At 67.9% G+C, this 22,326-nt stretch carries 12 protein-coding genes; 8 read left to right on the top strand and 4 right to left on the bottom strand.

Annotated features, from left to right (window positions below; translation table 11 throughout):
- Together AB5J62_RS44120 and AB5J62_RS44125 are read left to right on the top strand one after the other, a co-directional pair.
- Positions 1-1,113 carry a GAF domain-containing sensor histidine kinase gene (locus AB5J62_RS44120; protein ID WP_370950497.1) on the top strand — a complete coding sequence of 371 codons (1,113 nt, stop codon included), beginning with the start codon at positions 1-3 and terminating at the stop codon, positions 1,111-1,113.
- 10 nt (positions 1,114-1,123) lie between these two features.
- Entirely contained in the window at positions 1,124-3,244 is a 2,121-nt protein-coding gene (locus AB5J62_RS44125) for a hypothetical protein (protein WP_370946011.1), read from the top strand.
- Here AB5J62_RS44125 and AB5J62_RS44130 read toward each other — a convergent pair.
- From AB5J62_RS44130 to AB5J62_RS44140, 3 genes are all read right to left on the bottom strand, one after another.
- Positions 3,222-4,664, bottom strand: a complete 1,443-nt coding sequence (locus AB5J62_RS44130; protein ID WP_370946013.1) for a hypothetical protein — start codon at positions 4,662-4,664, stop codon at positions 3,222-3,224. The genes AB5J62_RS44125 and AB5J62_RS44130 overlap by 23 nt on opposite strands.
- A 64-nt stretch (positions 4,665-4,728) precedes the next feature.
- A complete protein-coding gene (locus tag AB5J62_RS44135) occupies positions 4,729-5,352 on the bottom strand; it encodes a response regulator (protein WP_370946015.1) in 624 nt (207 codons plus the stop codon).
- Between the two features lie 29 nt (positions 5,353-5,381).
- Positions 5,382-6,149, bottom strand: a complete 768-nt coding sequence (locus AB5J62_RS44140) for an excalibur calcium-binding domain-containing protein (protein ID WP_370946017.1) — start codon at positions 6,147-6,149, stop codon at positions 5,382-5,384.
- Between the two features lie 204 nt (positions 6,150-6,353).
- Between AB5J62_RS44140 and AB5J62_RS44145 the strand changes: the two genes are divergently transcribed.
- The 3 genes from AB5J62_RS44145 (at position 6,354) to AB5J62_RS44155 (ending at position 13,062) form a co-directional block, all read left to right on the top strand.
- A complete protein-coding gene (locus tag AB5J62_RS44145; protein WP_370946018.1) occupies positions 6,354-7,931 on the top strand; it encodes an exonuclease domain-containing protein in 1,578 nt (525 codons plus the stop codon).
- Between the two features lie 278 nt (positions 7,932-8,209).
- Entirely contained in the window at positions 8,210-12,208 is a 3,999-nt protein-coding gene (locus tag AB5J62_RS44150) for an AAA domain-containing protein (protein ID WP_370946019.1), read from the top strand.
- Positions 12,208-13,062 carry a hypothetical protein gene (locus AB5J62_RS44155; protein ID WP_370946020.1) on the top strand — a complete coding sequence of 285 codons (855 nt, stop codon included), beginning with the start codon at positions 12,208-12,210 and terminating at the stop codon, positions 13,060-13,062. The genes AB5J62_RS44150 and AB5J62_RS44155 overlap by 1 nt, the downstream gene beginning before the upstream one ends.
- Here the strand turns inward: AB5J62_RS44155 and AB5J62_RS44160 are convergent.
- Positions 13,049-15,424, bottom strand: a complete 2,376-nt coding sequence (locus AB5J62_RS44160; protein WP_370946021.1) for a helicase-associated domain-containing protein — start codon at positions 15,422-15,424, stop codon at positions 13,049-13,051. The genes AB5J62_RS44155 and AB5J62_RS44160 overlap by 14 nt on opposite strands.
- Before the next feature lie 93 nt (positions 15,425-15,517).
- Between AB5J62_RS44160 and AB5J62_RS44165 the strand changes: the two genes are divergently transcribed.
- The 3 genes from AB5J62_RS44165 to AB5J62_RS44175 are packed head-to-tail and all read left to right on the top strand — an operon-like array spanning position 15,518 to position 22,229.
- Positions 15,518-17,014 carry a TIGR02677 family protein gene (locus AB5J62_RS44165; protein ID WP_370946022.1) on the top strand — a complete coding sequence of 499 codons (1,497 nt, stop codon included), beginning with the start codon at positions 15,518-15,520 and terminating at the stop codon, positions 17,012-17,014.
- Positions 17,011-18,252, top strand: coding sequence for a TIGR02678 family protein (locus AB5J62_RS44170; protein WP_370946024.1), 1,242 nt, complete (start codon positions 17,011-17,013; stop codon positions 18,250-18,252). Before AB5J62_RS44165 ends, AB5J62_RS44170 begins: the two co-directional genes overlap by 4 nt.
- A complete protein-coding gene (locus tag AB5J62_RS44175; protein ID WP_370946025.1) occupies positions 18,249-22,229 on the top strand; it encodes a TIGR02680 family protein in 3,981 nt (1,326 codons plus the stop codon). The genes AB5J62_RS44170 and AB5J62_RS44175 overlap by 4 nt, the downstream gene beginning before the upstream one ends.
- Positions 22,230-22,326: the final 97 nt, after the last annotated feature.

Raw genomic sequence — 22,326 nt, forward strand, 5'->3', positions numbered from 1 at the left:
ATGGACCCGACACTCGCCGCGCGCGCACTGTCCGCCGCCACCGAAATCACCACCACCGCGCTGTCCGGCGACGACCCGGGCGCGGTGCTCGAGACGGTCGTCCGCCGCGCCGCCGAACTCGCCGAGGCCGAACTCGGCCTGATCATGGTCCGCACCGACGACGGCGTCATCGTCGAAGCGGGCAGCGCCGACATCCGCGGCCTGGTACTCCCGGCGGACTCCGCCGCGGGCCGGGTCGCCCGCGGCGGCGAGACGATCGTGACCGACGACTTCACCACCGACCCCCGCACGGCGCCGTTCGTCCCCGACGAGCTCAAGCGGTTCGGCCCGTTCGCGGCGGCCCCGTTCGGCGCGAGCGGACGCGTGCTCGGCGCGCTGACCGTCTACCGCCCGCACGGCGCGGACCCGTTCTCCCCGGCGACCGTCGAGGTGCTGACCGCGTTCGCCGCGCAGGCTGGCGTCGTGCTCGCGCTCGCCGAGGGCGCCAACGCCCGGCACCGCGTCACGCTCTACCAGGAACGCGAGCGCATCGCCCGCGAACTCCACGACGTCATCATCCAGCGTCTCTACGGCGCGGGCATGCAGCTCGACCGCGTCCGCAAACGTATGCGCAAACGTTTCGCCCAAGCCGACGGCGCCCGCCTCGGCGAGGCCATCGACCAGCTCGACGAGACCATCGAAGAGATCCGCGGCACCGTCCGCGCACTCCGTTCGCCCGACCCCGAACCCGAGACCACCGATCTCGCCGAGTCCGTCCGCGGCGAGGTCCGCATCGCGGGCGAGCTGCTCGGCTTCCCGCCCACCCGCGAACTTTCCGGCGAATTCGCCGACATCCCGGCGGAGCGTGCCGACCACGTCCGCGCCGCGCTCCGTGAAGCACTGTCCAATGTGGTCAGACATTCCGGCGCCAGCGAAACCAGGGTCACCCTCACCCGCGACACCGAAGGCGTGAAACTCCGCGTCCGCGACAACGGATCCGGCGTGCCACAGGGCGTCGCCACCCGCGGTCTGCGCCACCTCGCCGAACGGGCCGAAACAGCGGGCGGGCAATTCTCCCTCAATTCCTCACCCAGCATGGGCACGCTCGTCGCGTTCGACCTCCCACTCGGCTAGCTTGGGTCAGATGTGGGAGGCCGTGCTCGGGGAAGTCGCCAAGGTAGTCACCACAGGCATGCTGGGCGGGCTCAAGGACTTAGTGGTCAACAAGCTCGCCAAGCGTGCGCAAGGCGACGACCTGCGCCTGCTGCTCGCCGACGAGGATCGGGTGAAAGCGGCGCTCGCCGAACTCGTCGAGACCGAGCCCGAGCTGGGTGACCGTCTCGAACAGCTGCTCATCGAAGCGTCGCCGGGGCAGCGCCCGTCGAGCGACGTGCCGGGTGCCGCGCCGAACTTCGTCGATCGAGACGACGCGCGTGGGGAAGCCGCGAAACCCGGCGTCCACGTCATCTCCGGCCCGCAGGGTTCCGGCAAGAGCGCGCTCGTCTACCGGCTGGCGGCGGACCTGAGCAAGAGCTATCCCGAGCAGATCTACGTCGACCTCGCCGAGTTCCGCGTGGACAACAGCCTGCGCCGCACCGAGGTCGCCGCGCACATCCTGCAGCGTCTCGGTGTGCACGGCAGCCTGATCTCGGGCAGCGCGGCCGAACTCTGGCCGCAGTACCGCTCGTTGACCGCGCGCCGCAAACTGCTGCTGGCCTTGGACAACGCCGAGAGCGCCGGTGATGTGCGCGGCCTGATCCCGGCATCGTCGTCGAGCTTGGTGCTGGTCACCGCGATCAGGTCGGGCGACGACTTCCGTTCGGAGTTTCCCGGCTCGCCGATCGAACTCGGCGCGCTCGACGAGGAAGACGCGCTCAAACTGCTCGGACATGCGGGGCCGGCGGCGACCGAACTCGTGAACCTGTGCGACCGCATGCCGTTCGCCGTGGTGCAGGCCTCGGTGCGCGTGAACAAGCGGGCCAAGCTCGGCGGCGACCCGGTCGCGTCCGTGCTCGAAGAGTTCCGCGCGACGGGCGTGCTCGGCGGGCTCGACGTCGTCGCGGCCGCGTTCGAGCAGACGTATGCCGAGCTGTCGCCGGACGCGGCCGAGCTGTGCGCTCTGCTCGCCTCACATCCCGGCCCGGACTTCACCCAGGCGACCGCGCGCGCCGTGCTCGGCCGTCCCGCAGGCACCGCGCTGGACGAGCTCATCGAATCGGGGTTCGTGCTGGCCGCGGCCCGGCCCAAGCTGTACAACCTGGTCCGCGAAGGCGCCCGCCGACGCGGAACGCGCGATGCCGCCGTCGAACGGTCCATCGACTTTCACCGCGACCAAGCCGTCGCCGCGGACCTTTCACTCGGCACGGACCGCTTGCGTCGCTACGAGGTCATCCAACCGACCACTGTGGATTTCGAGAACAAGCAGCCGCTCGACTGGGTCGAGGACGCGCGCGAGACCTACGGCGCGTTGGCGCGGGAAGCGTTCGCGCGTGGCAAGGACGTCGAACTCGGCCAGATCTGTGGTGCGCTCGAAACGCTGATGCTCAACCGCGGCCACCACCGGCTGTTCGTCCAGATCAATCATTGGGGCATCCGGAGCGCGGAACGTCTCGGCGACCCCGCTCTCGAAGCCCGCATCCTCAGCCAGCAAGGCCGGACGCACTTCCTGCTGCACGAATTCGACCGCGCACAGCCGTTACTCGACCGGGCCCGCGAACTCGTGCGGCCGCTCGACGACCCCGGACTCGAATCGTCCGTGCTCGAATTCTGCGGGCGCTTTCATGAGGAAAAGCACGAGTACCAGCCCGCGACCGACCTGCTGTGGCGGGCCGTACTGCTCGACCGGAACATGGCGATGGAAGGCAGCAGGGCACTCGGCCTGCACACCCGGATGCTGGCGAACGTGCTGGTCAAGTCCGGCAGGGCGCAGGACGCGTTCGGCCTGCTCGAAGAGTCCAAGACCAACACGAGCGAGCCGCGCAACATCTCGCGCGTGCTGACCGTGTGGACCAAGGCGCTCATCGCGGTGGGTTCGCTGGACGCGGCCGAGCAGACGTTGCGAGACGCCTGGTCACTCGCCGGTCAGGTCGGCGCGACGCAGTACGCGACCGAGCTGCACGAGACCGCCGCGGCGCTGGCCGCCGCGCGTGGCGACTGGGCCACCACCGCCGACCAGTGGCAGCAGGCCTGGCAGATCCTGTGGGCCGCAGGCCATCCGAGGCAGGCGGAGTTCCACGCCAAGCTCACGGCCGCCGGACGGCGCTGAGGTATGCCTCGGACGCGAGCCGCATCGCGTCGTCACCGTCCAGTTCGTACTGCGAACCGTCCCGATGCCGCACCAGGCAGCCGCGCTCGGACGGCGCCGCCGCGAGGCGCGCGAGCGGCCAGTGCGCGAGCACTTCGGGCAGCCGCTCGCGTGAGTCGGTGAACACCACATCGGCGCCGTCGAGCTGATGCAGTTCGGCATCGTCGGCATGCGCCACGACATGCGAGAACTCCAGCCGAGGCGACGCGACGGCCGCGGGGAACCGGACCAGCACGCCGTCCAGCAAGCCCGCGACGAACGCCGCGACCCGGCCCGAGGGCGGCTCGGGCGAAAGCACCGGCGGATAAGTCCGCGGCGCGGGCGGTGCCAACGCCAGCTGACCGTAAATCAGCTCCCTGAGCAGGGAAGCCGACTGACCAGGCGACTCGACGGCCCGCTCGACGATCGGGCGGTGCGCGCCGGCCCGGTGCTCGCGCATGACCGTCTCGATCTGCGCGCGAAGGTCCTCACCCAGCGCAGGCACCGCGTCGATCAGCATCGCGAGCGGTGACTCGGCGACGGTCGTCGCGGCCCGCGAGGTCGCGGCGAGCAGCGGTTTGTCGACGGCCGCCGCGTACAGCGCCGACGAGCCTTCGTCGGAGATCACGCAATCGGCGGCGAGAATGGTCGCCTGCCAGCCGCGATCGGGCGGAATGACCACGAGCCCGGCGTTCATCGCGTCGGTCTCCCAGCCGTGCACGCTGAACTCGCTGTGCGCGGCGGTCACCCCCGGATGCAACACCAGCGCCACCTGGAACTCGTCATAGGGCAGCGCGCCGAGCAGCCGCTGCGGCAACTCCGGTTCCCCGCCGTACAGCGAGCGCTTTCCGAACGTCGACGCCACCACGACCAGCTTGCGGTCCCCGGTACCGAGCGCCTCGCGGTAGCGCCGGACGCGATGCGTGCTCAGCGCCATCCGGTCATGGCAGGGATCCCCGACGACGACAGCGTGCCCGGCCGCTTCCGGACACGACGTGCGCAGCTGTTCCCGTTGCACCTCATGGGAAAGCGCGATCGCGGCAGGCACGACCTCACCCAGCGGATCGAGCAGCTTCTCGGGATCCATCCCCGACGTCACGCGCCCGCCCGGGTAGTACTTCTGATAGCCGATGCCATGCGGGAACAGCAAAATCGGCGCGTCCAGCTCACTGAGCCGATCGTTCTCACTGGCGGCGAGCGCGAGGTCGAACGCCGTCTTCGTGGCCTCTTCCCAGCCGACCGTGCGCACGTTCAGCCGTCGCAGCGCGGCTTCGACACCGTCACCGAGATGCGCGGGACGCTCGGCGTCATAGGTGAAAACGAGCTGGATACGCCGGTCAGGCCTGATCAGCGACAGGATGTCGAGCAGCCGGGTGAGCGTGGTGACCGTGCGAACGACCACCAGCACGACCCTGTCGAAATCACGCGTCAAAAAGTCCGGGGGGGGGGGTTACTGTTCCGGCCACTTAGTCGCCCCGCCGCGCGATCCAGGCCGCGGCTTGCGTCCGACGCTGCATCCCCAGCTTCGCGAGCACCGAGGTCACGTAGTTCTTGACCGTCTTCTCCGCGAGGAACATCCGCTCCGCGATCTCCCGGTTCGACAGCCCCTCACCGATCAGCACGAGCACCTCACGCTCGCGCTCGGTCAACGCGTCGAGCTCATCACCGGGATTCCGCATCCGGTCCAGGATGTGCGCGGTGCTCACCGGGTCGAGCAGCGACCGCCCGGCCGCGACCTCACGCACGGCCGTGACGACATCCTGGCCACGCACCTGCTTGAGCAGATACCCCGACGCGCCCGCCATGATCGCGCCGACCATGGCCTCTTCGTCGTCGAACGCGGTGAGCATCAGGCAGTACGGCGGATTCGCCTTCGACCGCAGCTCACGGCACAGCGCGACCCCGTCACCGTCGCCGAGCCGCACGTCGACCACCGCCACATCCGGCTCGACGTGCAACGCGACGGCCAGCGCCTCGTCCACGCTCCCCGCCTCGGCGACGACCTCGATGTCCGACTCGTCACCCAGCAGTTCACGCAGCCCGCGGCGCACGACCTCGTGGTCGTCGACGAGCAGCACGTGGATCGGCATGCCTCCAGATTACGTGGGGAGTCGCCGAACTACTTTTCGCAGGCGACCCCGTCGCCGTCCCGGTCCAGCTGCCTGCTGTACCCGGGCTCGCCACGGTGCAGTGGCGCGGCGCCCGCCCGCTTGACGGCAGCGCAGTTCGCGTAGTGGGCGCTGCCGCCTGAGCTTTCGGGCTGCGCCTTCGTGGTCGGCGCAGGGTTCGGCTGAGGAGCCGCGACCTGTGTCTCGGGCTCGGGATTCACGGTCGGCACCGGGGGCATGTCGATGGCGCCGTTGCAGGGCGGCGCCCACAAGCCGAGCTTCGACGTGCTGGCCGCCGTCTCGGCCGCCCGGAGTGCCGCGTCGGTGGCACCGCGGATCGCGTACTTGGCCATTCCGGCCTTCAACGCGGCGGTCGCGTAGTCCGTGCCGTCGTCGAGCACGAGCTTCGTGGCCTTGAGGACGATCTGCTTGCCGACCAGCAGGCTGCTGGCCCAGCCCGTCGACTCCGCCTGGAAGCAGCCACCCGTCGCGGGCGGCACGGCGATCTCCGCGACATGCACGGTCTGCTTCGCCCCGGACTGGCTGGTGAGTTCGACGGTCGCCGCATCGGTCACGGAGGTCACCGTGAAGGTGTCTTCGTTCGGCGTGGTCGTCGGTGTCGTGCTCGGTGCCGAGGGGGTCGGCGTCGGGGCCGCGAGGAGGTTCTGCGGCCGGGTGTCCGCCGGCTTGCCGAAGATGGCGCCGAACACGAACAGCACGGCGAACACGCCGAGGGTGATTTTGATCCACGTCGGAAGTCGTCGCAGCCAGGCACTCATGCAGAACAGTTCTGGCTGGCTTATTTTATTGTTACAGACTGCCTGGAAAATGCTGCGGATGTCACTCGAATGGATTAGAAACAGTGCGTGACGCGTTACGTTACGGCCACAAAGCTTCGTTTTTCTCCTGTGGCGCGTGACGCTTCCCGTCTGCTACCGATGGTTTGGTCGACTGAGCAGGTGAGAAGGGGAAAACCAGCCCAAATGAATGACCTCATCGATACGTTGCAGCTGTTTCGTGGTGCCCCGTTCTCGGCTGGTCCGGCTGATTTTACCGCCATCGACGTCGAGACCACGGGACTGCATCCCGGCCATATCGTCGAACTTGCGGCGGTTCGCACGCGCGCGGACGGGACTCTGGTCTCGGAGCTGTCCACTCTGGTAAACCCAGGGCATGGCATTGACCCGGGTCCGGTGAACATCCACCGGATTACAAGACGGCAGCTGGACGGTGCACCTTCGTTCGCCGAGGTGCTCGGCGACTTCGCGGACATCTGCCGGGGGAGTGTGCTGGTCGCGCACAACCTCTCGTTCGAGAAACGTTTTCTGGAAGGTGAGATTTCCAGACTGCGACTGTCTATGCCGGTTTTGCCCGGTGTCTGCACGGTTTCCGCGACAAAGGTGGCGCTTACGTTGCCGAATTACCGGTTGGCGACGATCGCCGGTGCGCTCGGCCTTGGTGATTATGCTGCACACACCGCGCTCGCAGACGCTCGAATCTGCTCGAAGCTGATTTCTTCGCTGGTCACAACCCATCAACTGGGATTTGCTCGGCGGCCCGTGCTCGCTGAATTGCCACGGTGGCAATCGACGCGAAGTCTCCTGCCGAGGCCCGGCGACAGGACGGCGGTGGCCGGCGGCTGGATGGCCGGTCTCCTGGATCGTATGCAGCTCGAAACCCCGGGTGCGACGGACAAGGCGCTCGAAGACGCGTATGTCGACCTGCTCGCCGACGCGCTGTCCGACCAGCACATCTCGCCAGAAGAAACGCGGGCGTTGACCGCGATGGCCGCGACCGCGGGACTGGCCGAGCGGGACGTCCGGCGTATCCACGAGGTCTTCGTCCGATCAATGCGCCGGGTCGCCGAAAGCGATGGCGCGATCACGTCTGCCGAGGAACGCGAGCTGCGTCAGGTGGCGACCGCGTTGCGCGTGCCGGATCTGGTGCGCGATCTGCGGGTGACCGAGACGGTCGTGGTGACTGGGCGGGCCGAGGGAATGCGTGTCCTGGTGCTGGGAGCCTCGCCTGCCGCCGACGAGTTGCGCGCGAGTTTGCTCTCGGTGGGCGTTCGCCTGGCCAAGAATCTCACCGCGTCGGTGACCCATCTGGTCGTCGGGGCCGAGGTCGTCGAAACGGAGCCGAGGCTGGGGCGTGCACGGGAACTGGGCGTCGCCGTGGTGCCGATGGCGGAGGCGGCAGCCCGGCTTGGGTTGAGCGCGCGACCTACTCCGCAGCGGCCGATCCCGGAACCGCGTCCAGTCGTGCTGGAGTCGGCAGTCACCTTTCCGCCGGTCGCGGCCGCGCCACCGATGTGGGAACCAGTGCGGCAGACCGTCCCAGTGCCGGTGCCAGCACGGCCTCGAAAAGAGCTGGTCTGGATCGGCCGCGGGGTGATGGCGGTGGGATTGTTCCTGATGTTCCTTACGGTGATCTCGATGTTCGGCGGCCTGTCGGTCGGCGGCGGTTTGTTCTTCGGCCTGTTCGGTCTCAGCGGTTTGCTCGGCGGCTGGGCTTTGGTGGACCGAAATTCACCACATCCAGCTAGTGGGGTTCCCCAATGATAACGCTGTGATTATTGGGTTTGGTCCAGCCGTGTTGTCATCTCTGGCGTACGGGTGACTTGGGCTCTCAGGTGATCAAAAATTCGTAGGGTCGCTTAGAGAGTGGGGCATCCGGTGCGAGCGCTGGTACTCGACACCGCGCCGTGCCGGTGGCATCCTGGACGGCTCGCCGCAGAACGGTGAGCCCTGAATCGGGTTGAAACCCGGACGAGGTAACCGTTCTGACGAGGGGCGAGCAAGAAATGTCTCCTGAACCTGATGATCCAAGGCTCGAGCTCGTGCGAGCGAAAGCCGACGACTGGGCGAAGAAACTCATTGACCTCGGTTTTCGCAACACCTTGCTGTACTTCAGGAATACGAAAACGGCGAGCCTGGACCTGACAGCGGCGGAGCCTGCCGCGCTCGCCGCGTTGGCATCCGGCGGCAAGGTCCGGCTCGGCCAGCTGCTCACCGAGCCCAAAGCGCACAAGGACGCGTGCACGCAGGCCCGCAGCATCAGCAAACGGATACTGCTGTTCAGGGAGGAGCAAGGCGTCGAGGTCGGCAAGCTGGCTTTCGGCATGGTCACCACTCCGGCGCCGGTGGTCAGTGGCGCGAGCAAAGTGAGCAAGCTGCGTGCCCCGCTGGTACTTCGCTCGGTGCTCATCAAGGCGCGCACCGCCAGCGAGAGCGATTTCACTCTTGAGCTGGGCGATGACGCCGAGGTGAACCCGGTGCTCCTGCACGCGCTGGATCAGCAGTACGGCGTCGACATCGACATCGACGGATTCAGCGCGGAAGCGGACACCTTGCTCGGTGATTCCGCGGACTACCAGCAGCAGGTCACTGCGGTTTTCGACAAGCTCGTGGAACGGGCGAGGGGCCAACGGGTCGAACTAGGCATCGAGAACGCTGTCGTCGTCGGCTTGTTCAACTACGAGAAACTGCCGATGGTCAACGACCTTCGGGCCGCGGGCGAGCTGCTTGCCGGGCATGAGCTGATTGCGGCCATGGCGGGATACCAGCCAGCGGCAGACGAGTTGCACGCAGCCGCGGCTGCCTTCTCCGCGCCCCGCGTGGACGAGATTTCCCCGCCGCACGAATACCTCGTGCAGGACGCGGACTCTTCGCAGCAACGAGCCGTCACCACGGCGCTCGCCGGACATCACGTACTGATCGAAGGCCCTCCGGGTACCGGCAAGAGCCAGACCATCGCGAACATCATCGCCGGCGCCGCGGCTGAAGGTAAGACGGTGTTGTTCGTCGCTGAGAAACGGGCCGCACTGGAAGCGGTCATGTCGAGGCTTGAGCAGGTAGGCCTCGACAACCTGGTGCTCGACCTGCATCAGCAGAAGCTCAACCGCGGGCAGATCGCGCAGCAGCTCGCTGAGAGCCTCGACCAGGCTGCCAAGGAACCGCCGGTCGACCCGGGGACGGTGCACGAGCGGCTGGCGGATCGGCGGCAGCGGCTAGTCGACTACGAAGCCGGCCTTCATTCGCGCCGGGCTCCGTGGGGTGTCACCGCCCGTGAAGTGCAAGCAAAGCTGCTGGATATCGGATCCATGTACAAGAGCAAGCACGTCTTCCGCGGACCGCAGCTGTACAACCTCGACCACGGCGTCGTTCAGGCGCTCAGCAGGGACCTGCGCAGCTTTGTCGACTCCGGTGGTGCCAGGGTCCTGCGTGGTGACTCACCATGGTCGAACTCGCCGATCCGCACGGAGGACGACGTCCGCAAGGCGTTATACGAGCTCGACGAACTGGCCGACAAAACACTCAACCGCAGCCGCGACGGTATCCAGCGGCTGCTCGCGCCGACCGGTCTCGCGCAGCCTCACGACGTCAACGGCTGGCAGGACGTGCTCGCGTTTCTCGATCAGGTCGAGGCCAGCGTGCAGGCCTTCGGGCAGGACATCTTCGGGGGCTATCTCGATCGGATGTTCTACGCGACCGCGGACCGCAAGACCAGGGCGCGCTATCCGAACCAGTTGCCGTGGAGCGAGCGTCGCAAATTGGTCAAGCAGTTGCGGGCGATGTCCGTGCACGGCGTCACCAAGAAGGCGGCGCTGCACAACGCGCTGGTGACCGTCGTCCGGCAACGAGACCGCTGGCGGGAACTCAGCGGCGGGCGCACCGAGCCCGCACACGTGATGGGCCTGGAAGAAGCCATGCGTGACTACAAAGAGTTGCGTCGTCAGCTTGCCGCGGTCGCCCTGTCGGCGAAGTTGCAGAACCTCGAGAGCAGGCCGGCGCAACACGTCGCCGAGCAGCTCGAAGAGCTGCGCGCGGACAAGAACACGTTATGGCAACTGCCGAAGCTGACTCAGTTCCGCGAGCGGTTTCACGCACTCGGGCTGACCGAGTTGTTGAACGAGGCTGCCGCGCGAAAGGCTAACGCAGACCAGACCTGGCTGATGTTCGAACGGGCTTGGCTGGCTTCGCTCGACGACGAGTTCAAGCTGCGTTTTCCGGTGCTGCGCGAGTTCGTCGGCGACCAGCAGACCAGATTCGTCGCTGAATTCCAGGCTGCCGACCGGGAACATCGACAGCTCGCGGCCAGGCGGATCAGGCGGCGGGTGGCGCGGGTGCTGCTCGAAGCCAAGAACGACTATCCGCAGCAGGCGATCGTCGTTCGCGAGCAGGCCAACCGGAAGCGCGGTCACAAACCAACTCGTAAGCTCGTCGACGAGGCCTCCGAGGTGTTGCTCGCCTTGAGGCCGTGCTGGGCGATGTCACCGCTGGTGGTCAGCAAGATGTTGCCGGCCGCGAAGCTGTTCGACCTGGTCGTCTTCGACGAAGCCAGCCAGATCCGGCCCCATGACGCGATCACCTCGATCATGCGTGGCAGCAAACTGGTCGTGGCCGGTGACGACAAGCAGCTGCCGCCATCGAGCTTCTTCGACAAGATGCTTGCCGGCGAAGATGCTGACGACGAGACCGACGGCGGTCTTGACGACTACGAGTCGATCCTCACCTCGCTGCGCCCGAAGATCCCGAACACCCAGATGCTTCGCTGGCACTACCGCAGCGCGGACGAACGCCTGATCTCGTTCTCGAACAAGGAGATCTACGGGAACAAACTGGTCACCTTCCCCGGTATGGCCCAGGAAAGCCCGGTGACCGCGGAGTTCGTCGACGGTGTCGTTTCGCCCGGTCAGTCCGGCTCGTCGCCTGCAGAGGTGGAGCGGGTCGTGCAGATTGTGCTGCAGCACGCCCAATTGCGGCCGCACGAGAGCCTTGGTGTGATCGCGCTCGGCACCAAACATCAGGCTCGCATCGAACAACGCCTTCGTGAGGTCAGGCGAGATCGTACGGACCTCGATGAATTCTTCTCCGAGGAGGCCAGTTCCGGGAAACGGTTCTTCATCAAGAACCTCGAAAGTGTGCAGGGGGATGAACGTGATGTCATCGTGCTCAGCGTCGGTGTGGCCAAAGGCGTCAACGGCAGGATCAACCGCACGAGTTTCGGTCCGCTCAACTACGAAGGCAGCGCCAGGCGGGTCAACGTCGCGGTCACGCGAGCCAAACGGCGGATGACGATCGTCTCCTCGTTCCGCGCCGCCGATCTTGAGCCTGCCGAACAGGTCAATGGGACCGAGCTGCTGCGCCGTTACCTCGATTTTGCCGAGCGCCGAGGCGAAATCGACCAGGTGGGCCGCCTGGCAGGCGGGGAACTCAACGGATTCGAACGGGCGATCCACGACGCACTGGTCAGCAAGGGAATCATGGTCTTTCCCCAGTGGGGGTTCTCCGACTACTACATCGATTTCGCGCTGGCGCATCGCGACGACCCAGGACGAATGGTGCTGGCGGTTGAAGCGGACGGTGACACCTATCACCGCTCGGAAAGCGCACGCGATCGTGACCGGCTTCGGCAGGCGCATCTGGAAAATCTTGGCTGGCGTTTTCATCGGCTTTGGTCGTCGGCCTGGTTCGCCGATCCAGAGGGTGAAACCGAGAAAATCGTGCGGGCATGGGAAGACGCCATCAAGTACGCGGACAGTGATCCTGCGCCGACCGAGCCCGAGTTCGTGGGGGAAATCGTTGAGCCGCCCGCGCTCCGGCGACTTTCCCGACCGAACGTGCCGGTCGGGCTGCGGACTCAGGAGTACAGCGACCGACAGCTCATCGAGTTGTGCCGATGGCTCATCTCCGACGGTCTGCTGCTGGACCGTCAGGAACGCGTCGACCAGGCGCGGGCGGAACTCGGCTTCAAGAAGCGCGGCAAGATCATCGATGAACGACTCGGCCGGGCAGTGGACATCGCGCAGGGGCTTGCCGACAAGGAGGAGGATTAATGTTCCCGTTGGATTCCAGGACGGTGGATCGACTGGCTGAGGTGATCGTCGATATGGGCGGTCCATATGAGCGCAAGGGCTATCAGTTGGAGGAGCTTTTCCGGCATGCGGGCTTGTCGGAGCCGCCCGAGTACGACGGTTCACCGCGTATTCCCTGGCTGAAGGAGCAGTTCACCGAGCGCCAGGACAATCACCCGGAGATCGAGCGATTGCTCTGCCGGGTGTGTGATCCCATCGAGTACGACGACGGGATGATCTCCGCGGAGGGATTCCGCACGGTGATCAACGAGAAGCTCAAGCCGGAACAGCTTGTGATCAGCTACGTCGGGGGACGCCCGGTGGTGACCGAGCTCGGCGCGGACGGCACCACACCGATGTTCACCGAGCCACTCAAGCTGGAGCCGCGGCTGCGCGCGCTGATCGGTGACAAGCAGAAGGTCGACACCCTGATGAACCGGGTGAAGGAGACCAGGATCTGTGAGAACCACGGCGCGTACACGATGGCGGTCATCGGTATCGGAAGCATCGTGGAAGGCTTCCTACTCGCGATTCTGCTTGAACGGGACGAAGAACTCCGGCAGAAGGGCTTCTACGACAAGCGCCGGAAGCAGCTGGTCAAGGAGGATCGAGCCACGCTCGAGGTAATGATCGACACTGCACACACCAAAGGCTGGATTCAGCTGGACGCCGCGACGTTCATGCACAACGTGCGCAACTTCCGAAATTTCGTCCACCCGCGTAAGGAGAACGCTGAGCAGCCCAAGTTCGACAAGGACACCGTGATGCTGTGCTGGGCTCCGGTACACGCATTGCTCAACGACCTCGAGGAGACGCTGGTGGCTACGTCGGCATGATCAGCTTCACGTCCAGCCGCCGGTATTCGCCGAGCTTCGGCAGCCACACGTCGAGGTAGTCGCCGTCCAGCTCAGGGTCGCTGACCACCAGCGTCTCGCCCTGGTACCCGATGATCACCGGGAAGCCCGACTCCAGCTGCAGGATCAGCCGCACCCAGGCCGCTGTGCGCTTGCCGGGGAACACGTTCATCAGCGCGCCCCGCTTCAGCGGCTTCGGCGGGCGGCCGGTCGCCGCGATCAGCCGGTCCGCGTGCGCGTACGGGTCCTCCGGCTTGGCGGGGACCTGCGGGCTCGGCAGCGCGTACTCGGGCTCGGGTGGCGGGGCGATGCGCTCCTCGCGGATGACCACCGTGCCGTCGTCCGCGCGGTGAACGGGCGCGTAACCGCTGTCCCGTAAGGCGGCCAGCGTGGTCGCGGCGTCCATTGTGGACGTCAGCACGGTCGGGGCGATCGCGCGCAGGCCGAGTTTCGCCAGCTTCCGGTGCGCGGCGATCTCGGCGAGCAGTGCGGGATCCTCGCCGACCACTACGCAGCCGACGTCGGTCACGCCGACCTCGCCGTGGCGCCGCGCGACGTCGTTGAGCAGGTACGTCAGCGGCTGGGGCAGCTCGCCGCGTGCCACCGCGCGCAGCGTTTCGAGCACTCCGTCGAGCGACGCGCCGTTGTCGTACGCGCGCCGGACGCTGGCGGGACTGAACCGCCAGGTCGACGCCGAACCCTGGGTTTCGCGGTCGGCGACGCGGTCGAGCAGGTTGGCCAGCTCGGTGCTGGGCGGGCCGGTGACGATCGCCGTCAGGTCGGTGCCGAACAGCGCCGACCCGCACGCGTTCGACACCGCCGTCTCGGCCGCCTGCTCGAGGTTGCCCCTGAGCAGCGCGAACGCCAAGTCGCTCGCGGCATAAGACGCCGAGACGCCGACGATCCTCGCTTCGGTCAGTGTCGCGGCGACCAGCACGCGCAGGATGTCGCCGCTGATCGCGGGCAGGTGCCAGGCGGCGAGCGCGGCGAACTGCTCGGGGTCGATCAGCCCGGTTCCGGGTTCGAGCCCGGCGAGCAGCCGGACAGCGAGGTGCCGGACCAGCTCGTGCGCCTCATGAGGATCCTCGCCGAGCGTCGCGCGAACGGTCTTCTCGTCCGCGGTCGACGCCCACCGGAAGTCCCACCACGAGCGCAGCAGCCGGGTCAGCTGGGCGGCCGCGTCGAGTTCGCGGAAGCGGGGGAAGTCGTCGCTCGGGTGCAGGAACTCGGGCGGCTTCGACGCGGGACGGCGGCCCCGTCCCGACGACTCCGGCATCATCGGGATCTCGACCGCCAGCAGCCCTGTCGCGCCTGCGAGGTCGAGCGCGACCCGGATCTCGTCGATTTCCGCGCCGAGTTCCTTCGCCAGCTTGGCGATCGTGCGAGCGCCGATCCGGCCTGTCTTGATCAGCGGAATCGCCTCGACGGCCGCCGAGCCGACCACGGTGACGACCCGGTCGAGCAGCCGCAGCGCCGCCGCCGAAGACTCGGTCGCGACCCGCTCCGGCGCGACCGGGCAGAGCGCCACCTGCGGCGGGTCCGGGGTGAACGGCAGGTGGTAGTCACGGCCGCGCAGCGCCAGCCCGATTTCGAGCGGCATGGACGCCACGCCGCTGTAAGACGGATAGACCAGGCCACGGTCAATGACCCAGTTCGCCGGGGTTTCGCGGTGGAGCGGACTGCCCAGCTGCGCGTAGTGCGTGTGCTGGATGGAGTGCCCCAGCCGGATTTCGCTGTCTTCCCAAACAAGTTTGTGCAGCAGCTCGGCCGCGCCGTCCGGCGCGACGGAGACCAGGTCGCGCACGCGCGCGCCATCACGCAGGTAGTCCACCAGACTGTCGTACAGCTCTTGCCTGCGTCCGTTCGTCGGAAGGCCGAGCACGGCGCATTTCGCCTTGAGGTACTCCACGGTGATCGACGCCAGCTCGTGCGCCAGCGGTCTGCCGAGCCGGAAACGCCGGTGGCCGTTGGTCGGCATGCCCGTCGGCACCTGGATCACGCCGTATTCGAGCCATGCCAGCGCGTGACGGGAGAGCGCGCCGACGACCTCTCCGATCGCGCGGTCCGTGGTGCCGAGTAGTTCGGCGACCGCCGAAACCGCCACCCCCTCGTGGTCACCCTGTGCGATCTTCAGCTGGATCACCGACAGCACTTGGAGTTCCGGCGCGGTGAGCTTGGTGATGGCGAGTTCGATCGACTCCGGCTGGCACAGTCGATCACCGAGGTCGGACATCCGTCGAGGCCAGGGCGCATCGAGCGCGTCCGGGCGGTTGGCGAGCAGTTCGGCGAGCTCGCCTCGGTTCAGCTTGATGAGGAGGCCGACCAACGGTTCTTCGGGTTCCATCGCGGTACCACGGTAGTCGCCGGGCTCATTTCTGTCGGTGACCACCCGTACGGTGTCGGCAAGCAGATGACCGCCGACGGCGAGGGAGGGCTCATGGACCGCGTGCCGACGGACATGTTCCGTTTCACGCAAGGCGATCGCGCCGAGTTGTACACCGCGATCCTGCACGCGTTCAGCGAGTCGGGCGAGCGCATGGAGACCACGCTCGGGCTCGACGACGTTCGCAACGGGCTGCGCGAGGTCGGCTGGTTCGACGCGGTCGAGGACGCCGACCTGGCCAGGGCGCTGGAGCAGCTGCGGAACTGGCAACTGCTCGACGTGGTGCAGAACCACGCCGAGAACTACCGGACGGCGAGCGAATACGAGCGCCGCAATCTGCGGTACTCGCTGACCGGGCGTGGTGCGGCCGCGTTCGCCGGCGTCCGGCACGCGCTCGGCGCGCTGACCTCGTCCGGCGCGTTGCAGACCGCGGTGCTCGAAGCGATCGCGGACCGGCTCAAACGGCTCGCCGACGCGCTCGACGACCCGTCGGACCGCCGCGTCTTCGCCACGCTGATGGAGCTCGAAGGTCATCTGGATGCCTTGCGCGGCAACGCCAAGCGGTTCACCGGCGAGCTGCACCGGCTGCTGCGCGCGGAAGGCGCGGACCTCGCCACGTTCCACGAGGTCAAGGGCGCGACGATCACCTACCTCGAAGAGTTCTTGACCAACCTCGATCAGCGCACGCACCTGATCGCCGCCGGCATCGAGCGCGTCGACGTCGAGCGGCTGCACCGCCGTGCGCTCGCCGGCGCGGATCTGCCGCCGGCAGCGGGCGAAACGGCTCGAACCGACTGGCTGGCGCAACGCCGGACCCAGTGGGACGCCTTGCTCGCCTGGTTCAAGCCTGCGGACGGCGGCCCCGCGCGCGTCGAGCAACTGCACACGGTCGCCCGCCGGGCGATCGTCACCTTGCTGCAGGTGCTGGACCGGATCAGTGAATCACGCCGTCGCGCCAGCAGCGCGGTCGCCGATTTCCGTGAGCTGGCAAGGTGGTTCGCCGCCGCGCCCGCCGAGGCCGATCTGCATCGCCTGTGGTCGACGGCGTTCGGCATGGGCGCCGCGCGGCACGCGCATCTCGGTCACCTCGATCCGGAACTGGTGCCGGCCAACACGAGCTGGGCGGACGCGCCGCCGGTCGAGGTTTCCGCGCTGCTGCGGACTTCCGGCCGGACGGAGCGGTTCACCAGGGCGGGCAAGGTCCGCGATGTCAGCGCCATCAAAGCCGCTCGCGCCGTGCGAGCCCGCGCCGAGCGCGCCGAACTGCAGGAGGCCTGGCGCAGGCTCGCGACCGACGGCGAGGTCCGGTTGTCGGCGTTCGGTGAACTCGATCATGAGTTGTTCCAACGGTTGCTGGACATGCTCGGCCGCGCTTTGTCTGCTTCGCCGGATTCGACCGGTGTCCGCCGCGGCGCGACCAGCGACGGGAAGGTCGAGCTGATCCTGCGGCAGCCGCCCGATTCCCGGGCGGCCGTGCTGTCCACGCCTCGGGGTAGGTTCGCCGGACCTGATTTCCTGGTCGACATCCGGGTCGCGGGAGGCCGCTCGTGAGCAACTTGGCGAACCAGCTGGTGCTGGCCGAACGTGAGGACGTCGCGCGCGGCATCCGGCTGCTGCTCGCGTCCCCGCTGATCAGCGCGCGGATCGCGCCGGAGACGTTCGACCTGGTGCGGCGCAGGCGTGAGCCGATCGCGAAGTGGTTCGACTACTACTGCGGCTGGTCGCTGGCGATCGAACCGCGGCTCGGCTACGCGCGGCTGATGAAGGTCCGCGCCCGTGCCGATCCCAGCCGTCCCGCCCGCCGCGAGCGGTCCGGCAACGCGCCGTTCGACCGTCGCCGCTACACGCTGTTGTGCCTGGTGGCGGCGGAGGTGCTGGCCACGCCGGTGACCACGATCGGACTGCTCGCGGACAGGGTCACCCAGGCGACACTCGCCGACCCGCTGATCGACACGTTCGACACCTCCCAGCGCGCCGAGCGCATGGCGTACGTCGACGTGCTGCGCACGCTGGAGTCGTTCGGCGCGCTCGAAGTCGCGGACGGCAGCACGGAGTCGTTCGTCGCCAGCGCGACCGCGAAGGTGCTCTACCGCGTCGACGCGACGCTGGTCATGCGGCTGCTGGCGGCGCCGAACGGGCCTTCGCAGTTCGCGGTGCCCGGCGAGGAGGTCGCCGTCCGGTTCGAAGAGCTGCTCTCCGCGCTCCGCCGCGAACGGCGCTACGGCGAAGCACCCGAAGCGGCGCATGCCATCGACGGTGCGTCGGACGTGCAACGCGGCCTCTGGGTGCGGCACTCGATCTTCCGACGGCTCGTCGACGATCCGGTCGTCTACCGCGCGGACCTGTCGCCAGGCGAGCTGACATACCTGACCTCGCCCGTGGGCAGGCAGCTGATCCGCCGCGCCGCGGAGCAGGGCGGATTCGTGCTGGAAGAGCGGGCGGAAGGTGTGCTGCTCGTCGATCCGGACGGACTGGCGACGGACGGAAAGTTCCCCGATGACTCCAGCAACGCCAAGGTAGCGGCGTTGCTGCTGCTGGACGTGATCACCGCGTCGGAAGGTGGTGTGGTGCCCGAGCAGCTCAGTGCCGAGGCGGACCGACTGCTCGGCGAGTTCCCCCGCTGGGCCAAGGCCTATCGCGGCGAGGACGGCCGAGAGCAGCTGGTACACGACGCGCTCGCCGTGCTCGACGACTTCGGCCTGGCGCGGCGCTCCGGCGAGGTCGTCGTCGCGCTGCCTGCCGCGTCGCGGTACGCGGTCACCGAGGTCCAGTCGGTGGAGGCGTCATGACACTGCGGGCCGTCGGAACGCCGAGGTGGGCGCCCACCCGCGCGGGCATCCTCAACGTCTGGCGCTACTACGACGAGATCTTCGAGTTCCACAAAGGCCGGTTGCTGCTGCACGGGCCGAACGGCACCGGCAAGTCCAAGGCGCTCGAGCTGCTGCTCCCGTTCCTGTTCGACGCCAGCCTGCGCGCGAACCGGCTGTCGACGTTCGGCACCGGCGAGCGCACCATGCACTGGAACCTCATGGGCGACGGCGCCGACGGCAGCACGCGGGTCGGCTACGTCTGGCTCGAATTCGCGCTCGGCGACTACTGGTTCACCTGCGGCGCGCGGCTGCAGGCGAGCACGCACACCAAGACCGTGCACGTCGACTACTTCACCACCACCCAGCGCGTCGGCGTCGACTTGCCGCTGGTCAACGACTCGGGTCAGCCGCTGACCAGCGCCGCGCTCGCCGAAGCGATCGGCCGTCACGGCGAAGTGCACCCCAGCTCCGCCTCGTACCGGACGGCCGTGCGCATCAAGCTGTTCCCCGGGCTCACCGAGCCGCGCTACGACGCGCTGATCACCGCGCTACTGCAGCTGAGGCAGCCGAAGTTGTCGCAGCGGCTCGACCCGGCGTTGTTGTCGACGCTGCTCTCACACGCGCTGCCGCCGCTCGGCGAGAGCGAGGTGGCCGAGCTCGCCGAAGGCTTCGAGCGGCTTGACCGCCAGCGTGAGCAGCTGAGACTGGTCGACGCCGAGGTCGACGCGGCGCGCAGGCTCGCGACCCAGCAACGCAGCTACGCCATGCGCGTGCTGCGTGCGTCGGCGGCGAACCTGATCTCCGCGAGCTCCGAGCTGATCATGCTGACCGGCACCGCGGGCGAGTCCGCGGCGAAGTACGACGAGGCCGTCGCCGAGAACAAGGCGACGGAGCAGCGGCTCGAAGTCCTCGTCGAACGCGGCGGGCTCGTCCGCGCGCGCATCGAAGGCCTGGTCGAGAGCGAAAGCTACAAACAGGGCCGTGAGCTGGACGAACTTCGCGAGCGAGCCAGGTCCGCGCAGGCCGAATTCGTCGCGAAACGCACGGGATCCGAGGCGAAGCGCGAGGTCTCGTCGGCGGACGCGGAGCGCGTGGCCGAAGCGGAACGCGTCGCCGCCCGGCTCGCGCAGCTCGCGGCCGACGCGAGCCAGGAGGCCGGGCGCGCGGGCGAGCGCGCACAGCTGACCGGCGTCTGGACGGAAATGCGGTCCGTGCTGCCGTCGGGCTCGTCCGGTGTGCGGAAGCTGCTGCGCGCGGCGGTGCGCAGTCGGCACGATCAGCTCCGCGAGGTGCGCGAGGCCGTCGGAACCCACGAGACGGCGCTCGATCGCCGTCGCGGGTGCGAGGAAAGCGTCGAGCAAGTTCGCGCTGAGCTGGCGAGGACCGTCGAAAAGCGCGAGGAACTTGCCCAGTCGTACAAGTCCGCGATCGAAGTGCAGGTCAAACGGCTGCGTGAGTGGGTGGACGGCTGCACGGAACTGACGTTCGCCGAGATCGAGTCGCTGACCGCCCTCGCCGAATCCGCGCCCGCGGTCTTGAAGCAGGTCAACGCGACCGCGAACCGGGTGCGCTACGACATCACCGTTCGCGACACCACGCTCGGTGCCGAGCGAACTCGGCTTGTCGAGAGCCGGGCCGAGCTGGCCGCGGAGAGCAAGGCGCTGGAGTCCAGCGTCGAACTCCCGCCGGAAGCGGCGCACTCCCGCACCACCGACAGGTCCACAATGGACGGTGCGCCGTTCTGGAAGCTCGTCGCCTTCACCGACGCGGTGCCCGAGGACGCCCGAGCGGGCATCGAGGCCGCGCTCGAGGCGAGCGGCCTGCTCGACGCCTGGGTGCCGTCGCACGGCGGCATCGAGGTCGACGGGCACGACACCTTCCTCGACGCCGAATTCCCCGTGGTCAAGGAGGGGGAGTCGCTGCTGGCCGTGCTGCGCCCGCAGCCGGGAGCCGGGGTCGACGCCGAGGTGATCGAACGGCTGCTGTCCGGCATCGCGTACGCCGAGCGGGTTCCCGGCAGGCATGAGGTGGCCGTCGGCGCCGACGGCTGGTGGCGGCTCGCCAACGCGAGCGGCAGCTGGGCGAAGCCGCAAGCCGAGTACATCGGCGTGGGCGCCAGGGAGAAAGCGCGGCAGCGGAAACTGGCCGAGTCGGCGATCCGCCTGGGGGAGCTCGACAACGAGATCGCCAGGCTGGACGGCGAGCTGAAGACGCTGGAACGGCGCCGCGAACGGTTGACCGCCGAGCTGGCGAGCCGTCCGGACCACGAGGACGTCGACGCCGCCGCGAGCGCGTTGAACCTGGCCGAATCGGCCGTGACCTCGGCGGATCGTGCGGTCGGCAGGCTGCTGGAGCAGCTCGCGAAGCACGAGCAAGCCGTCGCCGACGCGCTCAAGACGTTGACCATGAAGGCGGCGGAGAACAGCCTGCCGACGGAATCCGATGGGCTCGACGCGGTCACCGTCGCGGTCGACGGCTTCCGGGATCTGGCGGACGCCTGGCTCGACGCTGAGGGGGAGTCGCGGTCCGCGCGTGCGCTGGCCGACGAGTACGCGTCGCAGGCGCGACGCTCGGAGCAGACTGCGGACGAAGCCGCCGGGTACGCGCTCGACGCCGAGCGTTCCGCGAAGGGGCTCGCCGAAAAGGCGGAGGCGGTCGAGAACGCGCTCGGCCGCGACTACCAGGAACTTCTTGCCGAGCTGACCGGACTCCGCGAGGAATCGGCGGAGCTGGACGTCCAGGCGAAGGCTCTCAACCTGGAGCTGCGCGAGCTCGCAACGCGGCTGGGTTCGCTCGACAACCAGCGCGCCATCGACGCGGCGCTCCAGAAACAGGCGACGGAGCACCGCGACCAGACCGCGACCAGGCTCCGGCATCTCATGTCGGGCAGCTTCCCGGAAGACGCCGGCATCAAGCTGCCCAGCACAGCCGACGCGCTGGCGGCCGCGGACGCGGTGGCGCTCAAATGGCCGAACATCCCGCACGCCCAGAAGAACCTCGGCGACGCGCTGCATCGGCTGAACGAGGTCGTCTACGAGTGCCGCGAAATCCTGAGCGACCGCGCTGACCTGGAGCTGGAGACCGACGGCGACGTCGGCGTGTTCAGCGCGACGGTCAACGGGCTGCGGGTCGGCGCCGCCGAACTGCTCGACCTGCTGCGCGCGGAGGCGGACCGGGATCGCGTCGACATCACCGGCGCCGAGGGCGAGCTGTTCGACAAGACGTTGACCGGCGAGACCCGCCGTCATCTCGCCGCGCGGATCAGGCAGGCGACCGCGCTGGTCGACGCCATGAACGAGCGGCTCGAGCAGGTGCGGACCGCGTCGAAGGTGGCCGTCCGGTTGGTGTGGCAGGTCCGCGAAGACCTGCCTGCCGGCACGCGCGCGGCGCGGGAACTGCTGCTCAAGGACCCAGACCTGCTCACCCACGCCGATCGAGAGTCGTTGCACGGGTTCTTCCGCGACCGAATCGAAGAGGCGAAGGCCGACGACACCGCGACCAGCTGGGAGCAGCAGCTCGCCCAGGTCTTCGACTACACGAGCTGGCACCAGTTCGTGGTCGAGATCGACAGGGCGAACGGGGTCGGCTGGCAGCTGCTGACCAAGAAGCTCCACGGTGCGCTTTCCGGTGGTGAGAAGGCCATCGCGTTGCACTTGCCGCTGTTCGCCGCGGTCGCCGCGCACTATCAGGCCGTACTGGAAGCGCCGCGAATCATCCTGCTCGACGAGGTGTTCGTCGGAGTGGACACGGCGAACCGCGGTCAGATCTTCGGCCTGCTGTCTTCGCTGGATCTCGACCTGCTGCTCACGTCGGACCACGAGTGGTGCGACTACCGCGAGCTCGACGGCATCGCCATCCACAAGCTGATCACCGGAGGCGACGGGGACAACGCGGTCACCACCGTGCGCTTCGTCTGGGACGGGGTCGACCTGATGCCGGACGAGGCCGACGCATGACGCCCGCTCGGCCGTCCGCGCCGGTTCGCCGCCAAAATGAGGTGCTGACCTGCGTAAACGCAGTTAAGGTACCCCCCTGTTTCGGGCACTGATCAGC

The organism is Amycolatopsis sp. cg5 (assembly GCF_041346955.1).
Lineage (GTDB): Bacteria > Actinomycetota > Actinomycetes > Mycobacteriales > Pseudonocardiaceae > Amycolatopsis.